Source organism: Erwinia typographi (genome assembly GCF_000773975.1).
Classification (GTDB): Bacteria; Pseudomonadota; Gammaproteobacteria; order Enterobacterales; family Enterobacteriaceae; genus Erwinia; species Erwinia typographi.
In genome coordinates this window covers 142,933-159,438 of record NZ_JRUQ01000040.1, presented here as the reverse complement: position 1 = coordinate 159,438, position 16,506 = coordinate 142,933, and the positions used below count along the sequence as shown (strand labels likewise).

15 protein-coding genes are annotated in these 16,506 nt (G+C 57.4%); 12 read left to right on the top strand and 3 right to left on the bottom strand.

The window, feature by feature from the left end; all coding sequences use genetic code 11:
* Nucleotides 1-588: 588 nt before the first annotated feature.
* The 4 genes from NG99_RS14100 (at nucleotide 589) to glnB (ending at nucleotide 4,529) form a co-directional block, all read left to right on the top strand.
* Entirely contained in the window at nucleotides 589-2,016 is a 1,428-nt protein-coding gene (locus tag NG99_RS14100; RefSeq protein WP_034893961.1) for a sensor histidine kinase, read from the top strand.
* Between the two features lie 2 nt (nucleotides 2,017-2,018).
* Complete coding sequence (qseG, locus tag NG99_RS14095) at nucleotides 2,019-2,717, top strand: two-component system QseEF-associated lipoprotein QseG (protein WP_052130708.1); 699 nt, start codon at nucleotides 2,019-2,021, stop codon at nucleotides 2,715-2,717.
* On the top strand, nucleotides 2,714-4,048 hold the full coding sequence (gene glrR / locus NG99_RS14090; RefSeq protein WP_034893958.1) for a two-component system response regulator GlrR: 1,335 nt from the start codon (nucleotides 2,714-2,716) through the stop codon (nucleotides 4,046-4,048). Before qseG ends, glrR begins: the two co-directional genes overlap by 4 nt.
* 142 nt (nucleotides 4,049-4,190) lie before the next feature.
* Nucleotides 4,191-4,529, top strand: a complete 339-nt coding sequence (gene glnB / locus NG99_RS14085; RefSeq protein WP_013203412.1) for a nitrogen regulatory protein P-II — start codon at nucleotides 4,191-4,193, stop codon at nucleotides 4,527-4,529.
* 74 nt (nucleotides 4,530-4,603) lie between these two features.
* Here the strand turns inward: glnB and hmpA are convergent, their stop codons facing one another.
* Complete coding sequence (hmpA, locus tag NG99_RS14080) at nucleotides 4,604-5,788, bottom strand: NO-inducible flavohemoprotein (RefSeq protein WP_034893955.1); 1,185 nt, start codon at nucleotides 5,786-5,788, stop codon at nucleotides 4,604-4,606.
* A gap of 335 nt (nucleotides 5,789-6,123) precedes the next feature.
* On the opposite strand from hmpA, the gene glyA reads away from it, so the two are divergent.
* Nucleotides 6,124-7,377, top strand: a complete 1,254-nt coding sequence (gene glyA, locus NG99_RS14075; protein ID WP_034893952.1) for a serine hydroxymethyltransferase — start codon at nucleotides 6,124-6,126, stop codon at nucleotides 7,375-7,377.
* Between the two features lie 12 nt (nucleotides 7,378-7,389).
* Here the strand turns inward: glyA and csiE are convergent, their stop codons facing one another.
* Nucleotides 7,390-8,658, bottom strand: a complete 1,269-nt coding sequence (gene csiE, locus NG99_RS14070; RefSeq protein WP_034893949.1) for a stationary phase inducible protein CsiE — start codon at nucleotides 8,656-8,658, stop codon at nucleotides 7,390-7,392.
* Nucleotides 8,659-8,811: 153 nt separating this feature from the next.
* Here csiE and NG99_RS14065 point away from each other — a divergent pair, with 153 nt between their 5' ends.
* Together NG99_RS14065 and NG99_RS14060 are read left to right on the top strand one after the other, a co-directional pair.
* Entirely contained in the window at nucleotides 8,812-9,444 is a 633-nt protein-coding gene (locus NG99_RS14065; protein ID WP_034893946.1) for a DUF1007 family protein, read from the top strand.
* A complete protein-coding gene (locus NG99_RS14060; protein WP_034893943.1) occupies nucleotides 9,435-10,439 on the top strand; it encodes a nickel/cobalt transporter in 1,005 nt (334 codons plus the stop codon). Before NG99_RS14065 ends, NG99_RS14060 begins: the two co-directional genes overlap by 10 nt.
* 59 nt (nucleotides 10,440-10,498) lie before the next feature.
* Here the strand turns inward: NG99_RS14060 and suhB are convergent, their stop codons facing one another.
* Nucleotides 10,499-11,302: an inositol-1-monophosphatase gene (suhB, locus tag NG99_RS14055; RefSeq protein ID WP_034893940.1), complete on the bottom strand. Its 804-nt coding sequence runs from the start codon at nucleotides 11,300-11,302 to the stop codon at nucleotides 10,499-10,501.
* Between the two features lie 118 nt (nucleotides 11,303-11,420).
* On the opposite strand from suhB, the gene trmJ reads away from it, so the two are divergent.
* The 5 genes from trmJ (at nucleotide 11,421) to sseB (ending at nucleotide 16,461) form a co-directional block, all read left to right on the top strand.
* The gene (gene trmJ / locus NG99_RS14050; protein ID WP_034893937.1) at nucleotides 11,421-12,149 is read left to right on the top strand and encodes a tRNA (cytosine(32)/uridine(32)-2'-O)-methyltransferase TrmJ; all 729 of its coding nucleotides are present in this window, start codon (nucleotides 11,421-11,423) and stop codon (nucleotides 12,147-12,149) included.
* A gap of 165 nt (nucleotides 12,150-12,314) precedes the next feature.
* On the top strand, nucleotides 12,315-12,812 hold the full coding sequence (iscR, locus tag NG99_RS14045; RefSeq protein ID WP_034893933.1) for a Fe-S cluster assembly transcriptional regulator IscR: 498 nt from the start codon (nucleotides 12,315-12,317) through the stop codon (nucleotides 12,810-12,812).
* A gap of 127 nt (nucleotides 12,813-12,939) precedes the next feature.
* The gene (locus tag NG99_RS14040) at nucleotides 12,940-14,145 is read left to right on the top strand and encodes an IscS subfamily cysteine desulfurase (protein WP_034893930.1); all 1,206 of its coding nucleotides are present in this window, start codon (nucleotides 12,940-12,942) and stop codon (nucleotides 14,143-14,145) included.
* A gap of 168 nt (nucleotides 14,146-14,313) precedes the next feature.
* The gene (gene pepB / locus NG99_RS14035) at nucleotides 14,314-15,597 is read left to right on the top strand and encodes an aminopeptidase PepB (protein ID WP_034893927.1); all 1,284 of its coding nucleotides are present in this window, start codon (nucleotides 14,314-14,316) and stop codon (nucleotides 15,595-15,597) included.
* 84 nt (nucleotides 15,598-15,681) lie between these two features.
* A complete protein-coding gene (gene sseB / locus NG99_RS14030) occupies nucleotides 15,682-16,461 on the top strand; it encodes an enhanced serine sensitivity protein SseB (protein WP_034894088.1) in 780 nt (259 codons plus the stop codon).
* Nucleotides 16,462-16,506 lie beyond the last annotated feature (45 nt).

Genomic DNA, 16,506 nt, shown 5'->3' with positions numbered 1-16,506 from the left:
GCAAAGGGCAGCCCGTTCAGCGGCTGCCCTGTGGCTTTCTGCCAGCCTGTTGCGAAATTGCGACAGTGGCCGCTATCAAGTGTCGCTGAAAGGTGACATGTAAGCGTTTGATTTTGTTATCACCCTGCGGTTTATCCTAAGACTGTTACCGAACGACGACAGTTTTTTGCTCTTGCCCGTTTTTTTATGCGTCTGCGCCCGAGGGTTAATTATTTTTAAATTAACAAAATCAGTGCGTTATATTTAAAAATGGAAACATGGCACGCTTATTGCTATTATTACCGTAGTGGCTCATTCACCTGGTTACGACAGCCCTGCGAAAGCGGTCAAGCGCTTCTTAACATCCAGAATGACGCACAATACGGTGCCTGCCGTCCACCAGACCGATAACAGTCCACCCAGTGGCTTTATCAAGCATCGGACGCAACGTTGAGTTAGGCACCACCTAATTTTCCGCGATGACAGCGGTCGTCACGGCGAGAATGGCAGATTCGTTGAATCTGCCATTTTTTTCGTTTGGCAGTCTGGGCTTTCCTCTCGCGCTCTACTCGGCTAGCATCGGTTTAGCGAGTAAAATGAGAGACTCATGTGAAAAAATGGCGTTTGTTCCCCCGTTCCCTGCGTCAGCTGGTGCTGATGGCGTTCCTGTTGGTGCTGTTGCCGCTGCTGGTGCTGGCCTGGCAGGCATGGGAAAGCCTTTCGGCGCTCAGTGACCGGGCCGCCGATACTAACCGAACCACCCTGACCGACGTCCGCCGCAGCGAGGCGATGGCGCGAACCGCGCTGGAACTCGAGCGCAGCTACCGCCAGTACTGCGTGCTTGACGATCCGATGCTCGCTAACCTCTATCAAACCCAACGCGCTAAATATGCCCAGATGCTGGAGGGGCAGGCCGCGGTGCTGCCCGACGACCGTATTTCCGACACGCTTCATCAGGCGCTCGATCGGCTGAGTAAAATCAGCTGCGATAACAGTAATCCGGTAAAACAGTCATCCGACGCTCTGGAGGCGTTCTCAGGAGCGAATGCGCAGCTGGTTCAGGCTACCAGGGAAGTGGTGTTCTCGCGCGGGCTGCAGCTACAGCGTGAGATTGCCGAACGGGGCCAGTATTTCGGCTGGCAGGCTCTGATCCTGTTCCTGCTCAGCCTCGGGCTGGTGCTGCTGTTTACCCGCATGATTATCGGTCCGGTTAAAGCGGTAGAACGGATGATTAACCGCCTGGGCGAGGGCAGGCCGCTCAGTCATAACCTCGCTTATAAAGGCCCGCGTGAATTACGCTCGCTGGGGCAGCGGATACTGTGGCTGAGCGAGCGCCTTGCGTGGCTTGAGTCGCAGCGGCATGAGTTCCTGCGCCATATTTCCCATGAGCTGAAAACGCCCCTTGCCAGTATGCGGGAAGGCACGGCGCTGTTAGCGGATGAGGTGGTCGGGACGCTGACGCCCGACCAACAGGAAGTGGTCAGCATTCTGGATCAAAGCAGCCGCCATTTGCAGCGGCTGATCGAACAACTGCTCGATTACAACCGCAAGCTGTCCGAGGCGCCGGTCGCGATGAGCGAGGTGCAGCTGGAACCGCTGGTCAACAGCATCGTCAGCTCGCACAGCCTGACGGCGAGAGCCAGGATGATGCAGACGGAGGTGACGCTGCCGGTGGCCGTTTGCCGGGCCGACGCCACGCTGCTGGCCCGGGCCATCGATAATCTTTATTCGAATGCGATACACTACGGGGGAGAATCCGGTACCATCTGGATCCGCAGCAGCCAGCAGGGTCGCAAGGTGCTGATCGAGGTAGCCAACACCGGCAGCCCGATCCCTGAGGGGGAGAGGAAAATGATCTTTGAACCTTTTTTTCAGGGCAACCAGCAGCGTAAAGGCGCCGTGAAGGGCAGCGGGCTTGGCCTCAGCATAGCCAGAGACTGTATTCACCGGATGCAGGGCGATCTGCGGCTGGTGAACAGCGAACAGGCCGATGTCTGCTTTTGTATCGAACTCAACGCCATTGTCGGGAAGGCTTAATAATGAGAACGCGCGTCCTTTACGCTGTCGTCACCGCCGCCGCTTTGCTGCTGTCGGCCTGCACCCCTAAAACGCCCGATCCGGCGATCACCATCAACGGCAAACCTCTGACCGAGCCGGGGAACAAGCTGGCCGATTTCCAACTGGTCGACTGCGACCACCTGTGGGACATTGATAATGAGCAGGCGATGAGCAACCCGCTTTACTGGCTGAGGGCGACGGACTGCGCCGTGCGCCTCTCTCCGGCGGATGCCCGTGCCGAAGCGCGCCGCCTGTCCGGCGATGACTGGCAGAGCGCTTTTAAACGGGGCGTGCTGCTGAACAACGGCAACGTGACGCCGGTAGAGCGCCGACAATATATCCTGCAACTGGATGCGTTCAGCAACGACTATCCTGCCGCCATCCGGCCGCTGCTTCAGCTGTGGCGTGACGACCAGATGGGCCTGCTGCAGCTTTCCGAAGAGCGAACCCGCTATGCTCACCTACAGCAAAGCAGCGATGCCGAGCTGGATGCCCTGCGCCAGCAGCAGATTCAGCTCAACAAGGAACTGAACGTCACGCGCCGCAAGCTGGCGTCGTTGACCGACATTGAGCGCCAGCTCTCGTCACGCCGTTCACCGGACGCCTCCGATAGTGGCCGCACGGACAAGAGCGAAGGCGCGGAACCGACGACGAATACAGGAGGGGCGGCTCAGCCATGATAAAAAAATCCGCCAATTTACTGCTGGTAGACGACGATCCCAGCCTGCTTAAGCTGCTGGGGATGCGCCTGAGCAGCGAAGGTTTTAGCGTGCAGACCGCCGAAAGCGGCCCCGAAGCCTTACGCTTGCTGCAAAGAGAAAAGATCGACCTGGTGATCAGCGATCTGCGGATGGATGAGATGAACGGCCTGGCGCTGTTCAACGAGGTGCAGAAGCAGCAGCCGGGGATGCCGGTGATTATCCTGACCGCGCACGGTTCGATCCCTGAGGCGGTGTCCGCCACGCAGCAGGGCGTTTTCAGCTTTCTGACCAAGCCGGTCGACCGCGATGCGCTGTACAGCGCCATCGATCAGGCGCTGGCTCACCGGGCTCCGGCCAGCGATGATGCCTGGCGCGAAAGTATTGTGACCCGCAGCCCGGTGATGCTGCGCCTGCTGGAACAGGCGCGAATGGTTGCCCAGTCGGACGTCAGCGTGCTGATCAATGGTCAGAGCGGTACGGGGAAAGAGATTCTGGCCCAGGCTATCCACGCCGCCAGCCCGCGCGCCGGCCAGGCTTTTATTGCCATCAACTGCGGCGCGCTGCCGGAGCAGCTGCTGGAGTCCGAGCTGTTTGGTCATGCGAAGGGCGCGTTTACCGGCGCGGTGAGCAGCCGTGAAGGGCTGTTCCAGGCTGCGGAGGGCGGAACGCTGTTCCTTGATGAGATAGGGGACATGCCGCAGGCGTTGCAGGTGAAGCTGCTGCGCGTGCTCCAGGAGCGCAAGGTGCGCCCGCTGGGCAGTAATCACGATCAGGAGATCAACGTGCGTATTCTTTCAGCGACGCACCGGGATCTGCCTAAGGCGATGGAAAAGAAAGAGTTCCGCGAGGATCTTTTCTACCGCCTGAACGTGGTGAACCTGAAAATTCCCGCGCTGCACGAGCGGGCGGAGGATATCCCGCTGCTGGCGAACCATTTACTGAAGCAGGCGGCTGAGCGGCACAAACCTTTCGTGCGCAGCTTCTCCACCGATGCGATGAAGCGGCTAATGGCCGCCAGCTGGCCTGGCAACGTGCGTCAGCTGGTGAACGTGATTGAGCAGTGCGTGGCGTTAAGCTCCGCGCCAGTGATTGGTGAAGCGCTGGTCGAGCAGGCGCTGGTCGGCGAAAATACCGCGCTGCCTACCTTTGTTGAGGCGAGGAATCAGTTTGAACTCAACTACTTACGCAAGCTGCTGCAAATGACCAGGGGCAATGTGACCCACGCGGCACGCCTTGCCGGGCGCAACCGGACGGAATTCTATAAGCTGCTGTCGCGCCACGAGCTGGATGCCTCTGATTTTAAAGAGTAGTTTTTTTCAGTGCCGCTTCCGGGCCGAGATATGTTAGCTTAGCTGCCTGAAAAAGAGACGGACCGCGCAGCGGCACGCGTCCGCTACACGTATACTGAATAAAGATTACTCTCCGGCGCGGAGGGAATGAAAAGGGTCTGCCATGAAAAAGATTGATGCCATTATCAAACCGTTCAAGCTCGACGACGTGCGTGAAGCGCTGGCCGAAGTTGGGATCACCGGGATGACCGTAACCGAAGTGAAAGGTTTTGGTCGTCAGAAAGGACATACCGAGCTCTATCGTGGCGCGGAATACATGGTGGATTTTCTGCCGAAGGTGAAGATTGAGCTGGTTATCGCCGACGATATCGTCGATACCTGCGTGGAAGCGATTATGCGCACCGCGCAAACCGGTAAGATTGGCGATGGCAAAATTTTTGTCTTTGACGTCGCGCGCGTGGTGCGAATCCGTACCGGCGAGGAAGACGAAGAGGCGATCTGAGTTTCACGCCTTTGCTGCTGCGCCATTGCCATCGCCGTCCTGTCAGGGGCGGCGATGTTGTTTCTGCCCCTCAGTTACAGGATTTGGTGCGGGCCAAACAGCTCATAGTGAAGGCGGGAGGTCTCAATCCCCAGCTTCACCAGCTGTCCCGCGACCTGCTGCATAAAGCCTGTCGGCCCACAAAGATAGTAGTGAGTGGCTGGATCGCTTAACTGGCTCTCTATCGGCAGCAGATTCATCACCCCTGCGGTGTCATAAAGCCCCCGATCCTGGTCGAGCGGTTCGCGATACCAGATATGCTGGGAAAAGTGTGGCAGCTGCTGCGCTAAAGCAGTGACTTCCTCGCGGAAAGCGTGCCTTTGACCATTGTCGGCCGCATGGAGCCACTGCACGCGGGCAGGATGCCGCCGCGACGCCAGCACATCCAGCATCGCCAGCATCGGCGTCTGGCCCACCCCGGCAGAAATGAACACGACCGGGGTTTCCGCTTCGGCGGTCAGGAAGAAATCACCGGCAGGCGCCGCCAGATGGATCTCATCACCGGGTCTGGCGTGCTGATGCAGCCAGCCGGAGACGATGCCGCCCGGCTCATGGCGCACGGCAATACGATAATCACGGCCGTTCGGCGCGCGGGTCAGCGAATACTGGCGAATCTCCTGATTGGCAAAGCGCTTATCGCGCAGCCAGACGCCAAGATACTGACCGGCCTGATAGTCCGCCACCGGTTGGCCATCGACCGGCGAGAGAATATAGCTTTTGATGACCTCGCTCTCTGCTGCAATCTCGCTAATGCGGAACGCTCGCGGCGTGCGCCAGCCGCCCTCTTTTTGCTCTGTCTGCTGATAAAGCTGCTCTTCACGCTCAATAAACACCCCCGCCAGTACGCCGTAGGCTTTACCCCAAGCTTCCAGCACCTCTTCGCCCGGACTCAGCAATTCATCCAGCGTTGCCAGCAGGTGCGTGCCGACAATCTGGTACTGCTCCGGCTGAATGGCGAAACTGGTGTGCTTCTGAGCGATTTTTTCCACCGCTGGCAGCAGGGCGCCGAGGTTGTCAATGTTGACGGCGTAAGCGCAAAGTGCATTGAACAACGCTTCGCGCTGCCTGCCGTTGCGCTGATTGCTCATATTAAAAATGTCTTTCAGCTCAGGATTGTGGGCAAACATGCGATCGTAAAAATGGGCGGTCAGGCGGGGTCCGGTCGCCAGCAGTGCCGGGATGGTCGCTTTAACGGTGGCGATCGTTTTAGCATCAAGCATAGAAAGGCTCCTTGAGGGGTTTTAAAGTTGCATTTTAAATGCATCTTATAGGGTCCTCTCCTTGCTTGTAAATACACCTTTTATTTTCAGGGAAATTTTTCGCCATATTCAGGGGAGGCAAGATGAAAATATGGCAGGGAGAAGATGACGAAAAATCAGGCTGCAAACGCTTGCAAAAACGGTAATTAACCCTCGCCAGTACTGGAGCCAATCGTTTGCGTAGAAAACGCGCTTTGTGGCTACCCCTCAGCAGGTAAAACAGTTTACACTGTTGGCCTTCGCCCACAGGGGCCGTTCACTATCGATTATTTTGTTAGCTGAGTCAGGAGATGCGGATGTTAAAGCGTGATATGAATATTGCCGATTATGATGCCGAGTTGTGGCAGGCAATGGAGCAGGAAAAAGTGCGTCAGGAAGAGCATATTGAACTGATTGCTTCTGAAAACTACACCAGTCCGCGCGTGATGCAGGCTCAGGGATCTCAGCTGACTAACAAATATGCCGAAGGCTATCCCGGCAAGCGTTACTACGGCGGCTGCGAGTATGTGGACATCGTTGAGCAGCTGGCTATCGATCGCGCGAAAGCGTTGTTCGGCGCGGACTACGCTAACGTGCAGCCGCACTCTGGCTCTCAGGCGAACTTCGCCGTTTACACCGCGCTGCTCCAGCCGGGCGACACCATTCTGGGGATGAACCTGGCGCACGGCGGCCACCTGACTCACGGCTCTCCGGTTAACCTGTCTGGCAAGCTGTATAACGTGGTGCCTTACGGCATCGATGAAACCGGTAAAATCGATTACGAAGATCTGGCGGCGCAGGCGCACAAGCATCAGCCGAAAATGATCATCGGCGGCTTCTCTGCCTACTCCGGGATTTGCGACTGGGCTAAAATGCGTGAAATTGCCGACAGCATCGGCGCCTGGCTGTTTGTCGATATGGCACACGTTGCGGGCCTGATCGCCGCTGACGTATATCCGAACCCGGTTCCTCATGCCCACATCGTGACCACCACCACCCACAAAACGCTGGCGGGTCCGCGCGGCGGCCTGATCCTGGCGAAAGGCGGTGATGAAGAGCTGTATAAAAAGCTGAACTCCGCCGTGTTCCCTGGCGGCCAGGGCGGCCCGCTGATGCATGTGATCGCCGGTAAAGCCGTTGCGCTGAAAGAAGCGATGGAGCCTGAATTCAAGGTTTATCAGCAGCAGGTGGCGAAAAACGCTAAAGCGATGGTCGAAGTGTTCCTGGCGCGTGGCTACAAAGTTGTCTCCGGCGGTACCCACAACCACCTGTTCCTGCTGGATCTGGTGGACAAAAACCTGACCGGTAAAGAAGCCGATGCCGCTCTGGGCCGCGCAAACATTACCGTTAACAAAAACAGCGTGCCTGACGATCCGAAGAGCCCGTTCGTAACTTCTGGTATCCGTATCGGTTCGCCTGCCGTGACCCGTCGTGGTTTCAAAGAGGCTGAAGTGCGCGAGCTGGCTGGCTGGATCAGCGATATTCTCGATAATATCGGCGACGAAGCGACTCAGGAACGCATTAAGAAGCAGGTACTGGATATCTGCGCGCGCTTCCCGGTTTACGCCTGATCTTACCCCCGTTCAGGACTCGAGCAGCAGCCTGATGCGCTGCTGCTGGTGAAGCTGCAACGGGAGCTCGGCATGAATTAACGGCGGTGAGTAAAGCGGCAGCGGCGTGGCGTAGGGGGTGATCACCAACGCGATCCCCTTTGGCGCGCTGCTACGCTGAAACTCCACCACGTCAAGATATTTGATATTGAGCGGCAGCAGAGTCAGTTCTCTCAGCTGCCGCTCGACTTCACGTTCAAGCTCACGATCCTTCCCGGTCAGCAGCAGCACCTGCTTCTCCTGCAATGCGCTTTCCTGCATCAGCCAGGCGCCAAACAGAATCGCTATCAGCCCCATTTCTTCCAGCGAGAAGGAGAGGGAGTACTGCTGCTCAAATTCCGCTACCGCCGCCTGAGTGGTGCGCAGCAGCTTCGGGTAGAGGTGGCTGACTTCTTCCGTCAGGCTGCTATCGATCCCCACGCCGAACAACGATCGTTCGATCGCCTGCGCCAGATGCGTATAGAGCTGGTCCGCCAGGCCTTTCTCATCGCTAAAACGCATACCTGACATCGCCTGGAAGCGCTCAATCAGCCGGTGTATGGCTTGCAGCAGCTGATGCTCATAATCATGACGGGCATCGTTCGCAACGGGCGCGTGCATCCGGCTGAACAGTAGCGCAATCAGCCAGCTTTCACTGTTGTCAGGCGCTGCCTTAGCGCGCTTTTGCCAGTGACGAACCACCTCTTTAGCCACCTGATGCTCAACTCTGCCAGCCAGCCAGGCCTGCTGAGCCTCGCTAAAGGCCGCGCTGGCCTGGCGACACAGCGAGTGCTGCATAAAAAGCTGAATAAACTGGCGGTCGCGCTCGCTAAACTCGCGGGCAAGCCGCTGGGCGCAGTGCTGCGTCAGCGCAAGAAGATTCCGCTCATCGTACAGCGCTTTCTCAATCTGCTTCTCTTTGAGCTGGCGTTTGATGTGCGGCGCGAAATGCTGTTGAACAAAGTCTGGCGTCAGCCGTAAAGCACGGCGTAGCCAGTGCAACAGGCACATTCGCTGATCCAGTTCCGCACCGCTTATTCGCCAGATCCCCGCCGCGTCCTGCCGTAGCGCCAGCCGATGATAGCGTTGGATTTCCGCCTCGACCTCCGCTATATCTTGCCGGGTAACCGACCGATCCACCCGATTAATTTGACACACAACATCAACTGACACGGGAAGTTCGGGAAGATAGAGTAGCAAAAGCAGTTGGCAATGACGCTGCGGACTGGAGAGGGCACCAGGCTCTGGTGAGGGTAAACTCATCGTCTGCTATCCCCGTGAAAAGTCATCCCGCTAAGCTTAGACTGGTTGCCGTCGCGGGAGGCGATGCAAAACCAGATTTATTTATAGCTTTCAAGGCAGGTCACAGAATTTTTGCCCCGGCAGGAGAAGGAACTGAATTTGTTACGTTATAACATGTTTGTTAAGCTGGTCCCGGGCGCGCTTGCCCTGCTGCTGATGCCGTCAGCCTGGTCTCATCCGCACAGCTTTATTGATATGCAGGCGACGCTGGTTCACAAGGACGACCAGATTACCGGCCTGAAAATGCACTGGGTGATGGATGAAATCACCTCGGCAGATCTGCTCTACGATGCGGGCGACGCGAAGCCGGATTCGGTGGTGTGGAAAAAGCTGGCGGCTGAAGTCATGGCAAACGTGCTGGGTCAGCACTACTTTAGTGAGTTCTGGCATCAGGGCAAAGCGGTGAAATTCGATAATTTGCCGCCCGAATATCATCTTTCAAAGCAGGGCCACAAGGCCGTGCTGGACTTTATTTTACCTCTGGGCGAACCGCAGCCGCTGGCAGGGCAGCGCTACATTTTTTCAACTTTTGATCCGAGCTACTTTGTGGATATGTATTACGATTCTGACAAGTCCCTGCACATTCCAGCTGAGCTGGCTCAGCGCTGCACATTCACCCTGAAAACGCCGAAACCGGATTCGTCATTGCAGGCCTACGCGCTGTCGCTGGATAAAGCCGATGCGCCGCCTGAAGATATGGATCTGGGGCGGCAGTTTGCCCAGAAGGTAACCCTGACATGTCAGTAAACTCTCTTCCTTCTCGCGCCCGACGCGGCTGGCTTCAGGCCTGGCCGCTTTACCTGCTGGCGCTGCTTTTCGTGGCGGCTGGCGTTGCCGTCTGGCAGCACTGGCCGCAGATCCTGCTGCAAAGCATTCTCTGGCAGAAAACGCTGCATCAGCAGATGACCGGGCTGCTTCAGCAGGTTGTCAGCCATCCACACAAGGCCGGTCTGATGCTGATGGGCTTCAGCCTGGTTTACGGCGTACTGCATGCGCTGGGGCCAGGCCACGGCAAAGTGGTGATTGCCACTTTCCTGGCAACCCATCCGACCAGGGTCAAAACCAGCCTGAAACTGACGATGGCCGCGGCGATAGTGCAGGGCGCGGTGGCCATTCTGCTGGTGACGGTGATGCTGGTGGTGCTCAGGCTTTCGTCCCGCCAGCTGCATCTCAGCAGCTACTGGCTGGAAAAGGGGAGCTATCTGCTGGTGGTCGGGCTTGGGCTGTGGCTCTGCTGGCGTGCGCTGCGCAACATCTGGCTGGCGGTGCGTCCCGTCCCGGCGATGAAAATCCAGCGGATTGTTCCGGCCGGGCATCAGCATGATGAGCACTGCGGCTGCGGTCATCAGCACGTTCCTGACGGCGAGATGCTGGACAAGGCGGTAAACGGCAGAACCAAAGCTCTGGTGGTGCTTTCGATGGGGCTTCGTCCCTGTTCAGGGGCGATCATGATGCTGTTGTTCTCGAAAGTGATTGGCGTATACGCCTGGGGCGTCCTTTCGGCGCTGGTGATGGCGGTGGGCACGGCGCTGACCGTTTCGGCAATGGCACTGCTGGTGCAGCTCTCCAGGGCGCTGGCGCTGAAGCTGAGTCGGGGTGGTTCACCGGCTGGCTGGCAGAAGGTGGGCTGGTCCGGGCTGTCACTGGTGGGCGGGATGCTGCTGGTGGCGGCAGGAATGATGCTGTGGCTGAGCGCGCAGCCAGAAATGTCCGGCGGCATCAGGCCGATGTTTATTCACTAGATTGCCGGGACAAAAAAGGCAGGATTGCTCCTGCCTTCTCGCTACCAAACCGGCCGCTATTAGCGCTTCAGCGCTTCGCTCAGCTCATCACGCATGGTTGCCAGCATCGCTTTCACTACGCGTGGGTTGCCCGCAACGATGTTGCCAGAGGTCAGGTAGCCGTGTGCGCCAACAAAGTCCGTCACCAGCCCGCCAGCTTCGCGTACCAGCAGTTCACCGGCGGCAAAATCCCACGGCTTCAGGCCAATCTCAAAATAGCCATCAACGCGGCCAGAGGCCACATAAGCCAGATCCAGCGCGGCGGAACCGGTGCGGCGGAAGTCGGCACACTGGGTGAACAGTTTACCCAGGATGTTGATGTAAGGCGTGGCGTGCTGCTTCAGCTTAAACGGGAAGCCGGTTGCCAGAATGGTGCCGTCCAGATCGCGAGCGGTGCTGCCGCGCAGGCGGTAACCGTTTAGCTGGGCGCCCTGACCACGAACCGCGCTGAACAGCTCGTTGCGCATCGGATCGTAAACCACGGCGACTTCGGTGCGGCCTTTAATGCGCACGGCGATAGAGACGGAGAAGTGAGGCAGACGTTTGATAAAGTTAGAAGTGCCATCCAGCGGATCGATAACCCATTGCACATCCTGGTCTTCACCGGCTAACTCACCACTCTCTTCAGTAATAATGGTGTGTTTCGGGTAGGACTTGCGAATCACCTCAATAATCAGGCGCTCGGCGTCGCGGTCAACATTGGTTACGAAGTCGTTAGTGCCTTTCTGGCTGGCTTCGACAGCGTCCGGGGTTTCATAATTCTTGGCAATTAAATTTCCGGCCTTGCGCGCAGCGCGCACGGCAATGTTGAGCATTGGATGCATCGTTATCTCTCACTGGATGTTAAAGAACGGGAAAACGGCGCGGATTATAGCAGGGAGTTCGTAAAATGTCCTGAAAATATGATAGCATCCTCAAATTATCTCTCAGACCTGAATTCCTATGCTGCAAAATATCCGTATCGTGCTGGTGGAAACGTCCCACACCGGCAACATGGGATCCGTCGCCCGCGCGATGAAAACCATGGGCCTGACCAACCTCTATCTGGTTAATCCGCTGGTAAAACCCGACTCTCAGGCCATCGCCCTGGCCGCTGGTGCCAGCGATGTGATTGGTGAAGCCCACATTGTGGACACCCTCGACGAAGCGCTGGCTGGCTGTAGCCTGGTGGTGGGGACCAGCGCCCGCTCGCGTTCACTTCCCTGGCCAATGCTCGATCCGCGTGAATGCGGCATCAAGAGCGTGCAGGAGGGGCAACAGGCTCCGGTGGCGCTGGTCTTTGGCCGTGAGCGCGTTGGGCTGACCAACGAAGAGCTGCAAAAGTGTCACTATCATGTGGCGATCGCGGCGAACCCGGAGTACAGCTCGCTAAACCTGGCAATGGCCGTGCAGATTATCGCTTACGAAGTGCGTATGGCATTTTTGCAGTCGCAGGAAACCGCGCAGCCAGAGTACCAGGCGTCGCCATATCCGCTGGTTGATGATCTGGAGCGCTTCTACCAGCACATGGAACAGATGATGATCAACAGCGGCTTTATCCGTGAAGGCAGTCCGGGCCAGGTGATGAGCAAAATGCGCCGCCTGTACACCAGGGCACGCCCGGAGCGAGATGAGCTGAATATATTGCGCGGTATGCTCTCTTCGCTGGAAAAAACCAGGGGCGAAAAGTAGGCGATGCGCGCCTGTCGGCAGGGCGGGAATAGTTGAGTAAAACGCTTGGTTAAATACTTGAGTGTTTTACTCGGTTAAATACTTGACCAATTTACTCAGGAATGTCAGACTTGCGACCATATTTTGTTAACACCCAACCAGGGTACAACTGAGGTCATTTACGCCATGAGACTGACATCCAAAGGCCGTTATGCCGTTACTGCTATGCTTGATGTTGCGCTGCACTCTCACCAGGGTCCGGTGCCGTTAGCGGATATTTCAGAACGTCAGGGGATCTCCCTGTCCTATCTGGAGCAGCTGTTCTCGCGCCTGCGCAAAAACGGCCTGGTGGCCAGCGTTCGCGGTCCTGGCGGCGGTTATCTGTTAGGTAAAGCGGCTGACGCCATTGCCGTTGGCGCGGTGATCACCGCCGTTGATGAGTCCGTTGATGCGACCAAGTGCCAGGGTAAAGAAGGCTGCCAGGGCGGCGAGCGCTGCCTGACTCACGTTCTTTGGCGTGACCTGAGCGAGCGCATCAGCGACTTCCTGAACAACATTTCGCTGGCTGAGCTGGTCAACAACCAGGAGATTCTGGACGTGGCCGACCGTCAGAACAATACTGAAAAAGCCCGCGTGCCTGCTGCTCGCGTGCATGAAACCATTAACGTCAATCTGCGTGCCTGATGGTAGCTCAAGGCGAAACTGCTACCCGTAGCCTACGGCGCGGGTAACAGCTCTAGCCGGTGGCGGCTGGGTAATTTCAACATCGGTACGCATTGAATGACTTACGTAAGTATGGAGTTCAACTGCAATGAAAGTACCGATCTACCTCGATTATGCCGCCACAACCCCCGTCGATCCTCGCGTAGCCGAGAAGATGATCGGCTGCCTCACCATGGATGGCACCTTTGGCAACCCCGCTTCACGTTCACATCGCTTTGGCTGGCAGGCTGAAGAGGCGGTGGACGTTGCCCGTAACCAGGTGGCTGAGCTGATCGGCGCCGACCCACGCGAAATCGTTTTTACCTCCGGCGCGACCGAATCCGACAACCTGGCGATTAAAGGCGCGGCCCATGCTCACAAAGAGAAGGGCAGGCACATTATCACCAGCGAGACCGAGCATAAAGCGGTGCTGGATACCTGCATTCAGCTTGAGCGCGAAGGCTTTGAAGTGACCAGGCTCAGACCGCAAAGCACAGGCGCGATCGATCTGGAGCTGCTGCGGGCCGCGATACGCGACGACACTATTCTGATCTCCATTATGCAGGTCAACAATGAAACCGGCGTGGTGCAGGACATTGCTAAAATCGCCGGGATTTGTCAGGACAGGGGAATCCTGTTTCACGTAGACGCAACGCAGAGCGTGGGCAAGCTTCCCGTCGACGTCAGCCAGATCCCGGTCGATCTGATGTCATTTTCCGCGCATAAAATCTATGGTCCTAAAGGGATCGGCGGACTGTACGTGCGGCGCAAACCGCGCGTTCGTCTTGAAGCGCAGATCCACGGCGGCGGGCACGAACGCGGGATGCGTTCCGGCACTTTGCCCGTGCACCAGATTGTCGGGATGGGGGAAGCTTTTCGCATCGCCAGAGAGGAAATGGCCACGGAAATGGCGCGCGTGAGCGGCCTGAAGCGCAAGCTTTGGGCGGGTTTAAGCGGCATTGAGGAAGTGTATCTCAATGGCGATCTGGCGGGCGGCGCGCCCAATATCCTCAACGTCAGCTTTAATTACGTCGACGGCGAGTCGCTGATTATGGCGCTGAAAGACCTGGCGCTCTCTTCTGGCTCCGCCTGCACTTCCGCCAGCCTTGAGCCTTCCTATGTCCTGCGTGCGATGGGGCTGGATGAGGAGCTGGCGCACAGCTCGCTGCGCTTCTCTTTGGGACGTTTCACCACGGAAGAAGAGATCGACTACGCCATTGAGCTGGTGCAGAGATCAATTGGCCGCCTGCGTGAGCTTTCTCCACAGTGGCAGGTATTTAAATCTACCGGCCAGAATGTTCCTGCTCATCCCTGATCCAGCCTGAAACATTCCGCCTGAACACCCTGCGGGCTGAGATTCTTCAGCCCCATTTTTTGCCGTCTTTCTGCAAGTCTGATTAGACGAAAGCAAATAAAGGTTTATTGTAGTGACCGGCCGTTTTTCACGACGGAGGTATTAATGAATGACATAAGGAGCCATGCGATGACAACGACACCAATGAAAATCACACTGTCAACGACGGCGGCAGACGCGCGTTGGGGCGAGAAAGCGATCCTGACCAGCAACGACAGTGGGATGACAATTCATCTGACCGGCAGCGACGTGCTGACCACCATTCAGCGCGCGGCGCGCAAAATTGATGCCCAGGGCATCCGTCACGTCAGCCTGAGCGGCGACTGGGATTTGGAACAGAGCTGGGCATTCTGCCAGGGCTACCGCAGCCCGAAAGGAGAGCGCACCGTTGAGTGGGCTCCGCTGAATGAGAGCGATCGTGCGGAATTCGACGGCCGCAGAAAGATTGTTGACTGGGTGCGCGACACCATTAACCTGCCGGCAGAAGATCTCAGTCCTGAGCAGCTGACCCAGCGAGCGGTCGATCTGCTGTGCGGCGCTGGCAGCGACAAGATTAGCTATCGTATTACCAAAGGGGACGATCTGCGCCAGCAGGGCTATATGGGCCTGCATACGGTTGGCCGCGGTTCAACCCGCAGCCCGGCGTTTCTGGCGCTGGATTACAACCCCACCGGCGATGAGAACGCACCGGTGTTCGCCTGCCTGGTAGGCAAAGGGATCACCTTTGATACCGGCGGCTACAGCCTCAAACCCAGCGGCTCAATGGATTCGATGAAATCTGATATGGGCGGCGCCGCCACGCTGACCGGTGCGCTGGCGCTGGCTATCAGCCGTGGCTTAGCCAAACGCGTTAAGCTTTACCTCTGCTGCGCCGACAATATGGTTAGCGGCAACGCTTTCCGCCTTGGCGATATCATCAGCTACCGCAACGGCAAAACCGTTGAGGTGATGAATACCGATGCTGAAGGGCGGCTGGTGCTGGCCGATGGGCTGATTGACGCCAGCGAGCAGAACCCGGAGCTGCTGATTGATGCGGCCACGCTGACCGGCGCGGCCAAAACGGCGCTGGGCAATGATTATCACGCGCTTTTCAGCTTTGACGATCGGCTGGCGCAGTCGCTGCTCAGCAGCGCCGCCGGGGAAAACGAGCCGTTCTGGCGTCTGCCGCTGGCTGAGTTCCATCGTAGCCATCTGCCCTCCAATTTTGCCGATCTGAACAATATCGCCGCGCCTTCCCACACGGCGGGCGCCAGCTCGGCGGCGGCGTTTCTGTCGCACTTTGTGAAGAATTATCAGAAAGGCTGGCTGCACATTGACTGCTCGGCCACCTACCGTAAAGGCGCTGTCGATCAGTGGTCTGCCGGGGCTACCGGGCTGGGCGTACGAACCGTAGCGAATATGCTGTTGAAATAGCAGCAAACAGGCGGGGGCAGCGCGTTGAGCTGCCCGCAGGGGCGGGATAATTCCCGCCCGTTTTTTGTGAAGCGGACCGAACTGATGAACGAAACAAATCAGCGCCTTGAAGAGGTGCTAAAGCTGGCGGCGACCGAGCCAGCCCACCGACCTGAATTTTTTACCCTGCTGCTGGATGCCAGCGTCTGGGTACCGGGAGAAAGCATCGATGCTAAGGCCATCAATGCTGATTCACAGGTCGATTTACGGCACTGGGAAAAAGATGACGGCACCAGCATCATTCCTTTTTTCACCTCGGTGAAAGCAATGGAGCAGGCCGTTACCGAAGCGCAGCCCTTTTTGGTCATGCCAGTCCGCACGCTGTTTGAAATGACGATGGGAGAGACGCTGTTTCTTAATCCCAAACTCGCCTCGGGCAAAGAGTTCTCCCCGCGTGAAATAACCAGCCTGTTAGGTGAAGGCGCTAATGCGCTTAGCCAGCAGACGGTGCTGGAGGGCGGAACTTCTCTGCTGCTGTCGGAGATCGCCGAGCCGCCCGCGCAGATGATCGACTCGCTGACCCAGCTGTTTGCTAAACATAAGCAGGTGCGTCGCGCTTACGTTGCCCATATCAAAGAGTCGGCTGAAAACCAGCCTAACCTGCTGATTGGCATCGAGGCTGACAGTGATATCGAAGCGATTATTCAGGCGGCTGGCAGCGTGGCGACGGATACGCTGCTGGAGGATGAGCCGGTAGATATCTGTGAAGTGCTGGAAAACGACAAGGGTATCAGCCACTTTTTCACCGCGCACATCACGCCATTTTACGAGCGCAAATGGGGCAGCTTCCTGCGGGAGTTCAAGGCAACCAACAAGCCTGCCTGAATGTTGGCAGAGCGGGGCGGCTGAATGCAATACGTCGGCGTGTGG

Excerpts from the sequence above, each read along its gene's own strand:
- hmpA (WP_034893955.1), bottom strand. The coding sequence starts at position 5,788 with ATGCTTGATGCTAAAACGATCGCCACCGTTAAAGCGACCATCCCGGCA.
- iscR (WP_034893933.1), top strand. The coding sequence starts at position 12,315 with ATGAGACTGACATCCAAAGGCCGTTATGCCGTTACTGCTATGCTTGAT.
- NG99_RS14060 (WP_034893943.1), top strand. The coding sequence starts at position 9,435 with ATGTCAGTAAACTCTCTTCCTTCTCGCGCCCGACGCGGCTGGCTTCAG.
- glnB (WP_013203412.1), top strand. The coding sequence starts at position 4,191 with ATGAAAAAGATTGATGCCATTATCAAACCGTTCAAGCTCGACGACGTG.
- trmJ (WP_034893937.1), top strand. The coding sequence starts at position 11,421 with ATGCTGCAAAATATCCGTATCGTGCTGGTGGAAACGTCCCACACCGGC.
- sseB (WP_034894088.1), top strand. The coding sequence starts at position 15,682 with ATGAACGAAACAAATCAGCGCCTTGAAGAGGTGCTAAAGCTGGCGGCG.
- NG99_RS14065 (WP_034893946.1), top strand. The coding sequence starts at position 8,812 with ATGTTTGTTAAGCTGGTCCCGGGCGCGCTTGCCCTGCTGCTGATGCCG.
- NG99_RS14040 (WP_034893930.1), top strand. The coding sequence starts at position 12,940 with ATGAAAGTACCGATCTACCTCGATTATGCCGCCACAACCCCCGTCGAT.
- suhB (WP_034893940.1), bottom strand. The coding sequence starts at position 11,302 with ATGCATCCAATGCTCAACATTGCCGTGCGCGCTGCGCGCAAGGCCGGA.
- glyA (WP_034893952.1), top strand. The coding sequence starts at position 6,124 with ATGTTAAAGCGTGATATGAATATTGCCGATTATGATGCCGAGTTGTGG.
- qseG (WP_052130708.1), top strand. The coding sequence starts at position 2,019 with ATGAGAACGCGCGTCCTTTACGCTGTCGTCACCGCCGCCGCTTTGCTG.
- csiE (WP_034893949.1), bottom strand. The coding sequence starts at position 8,658 with ATGAGTTTACCCTCACCAGAGCCTGGTGCCCTCTCCAGTCCGCAGCGT.
- pepB (WP_034893927.1), top strand. The coding sequence starts at position 14,314 with ATGACAACGACACCAATGAAAATCACACTGTCAACGACGGCGGCAGAC.
- glrR (WP_034893958.1), top strand. The coding sequence starts at position 2,714 with ATGATAAAAAAATCCGCCAATTTACTGCTGGTAGACGACGATCCCAGC.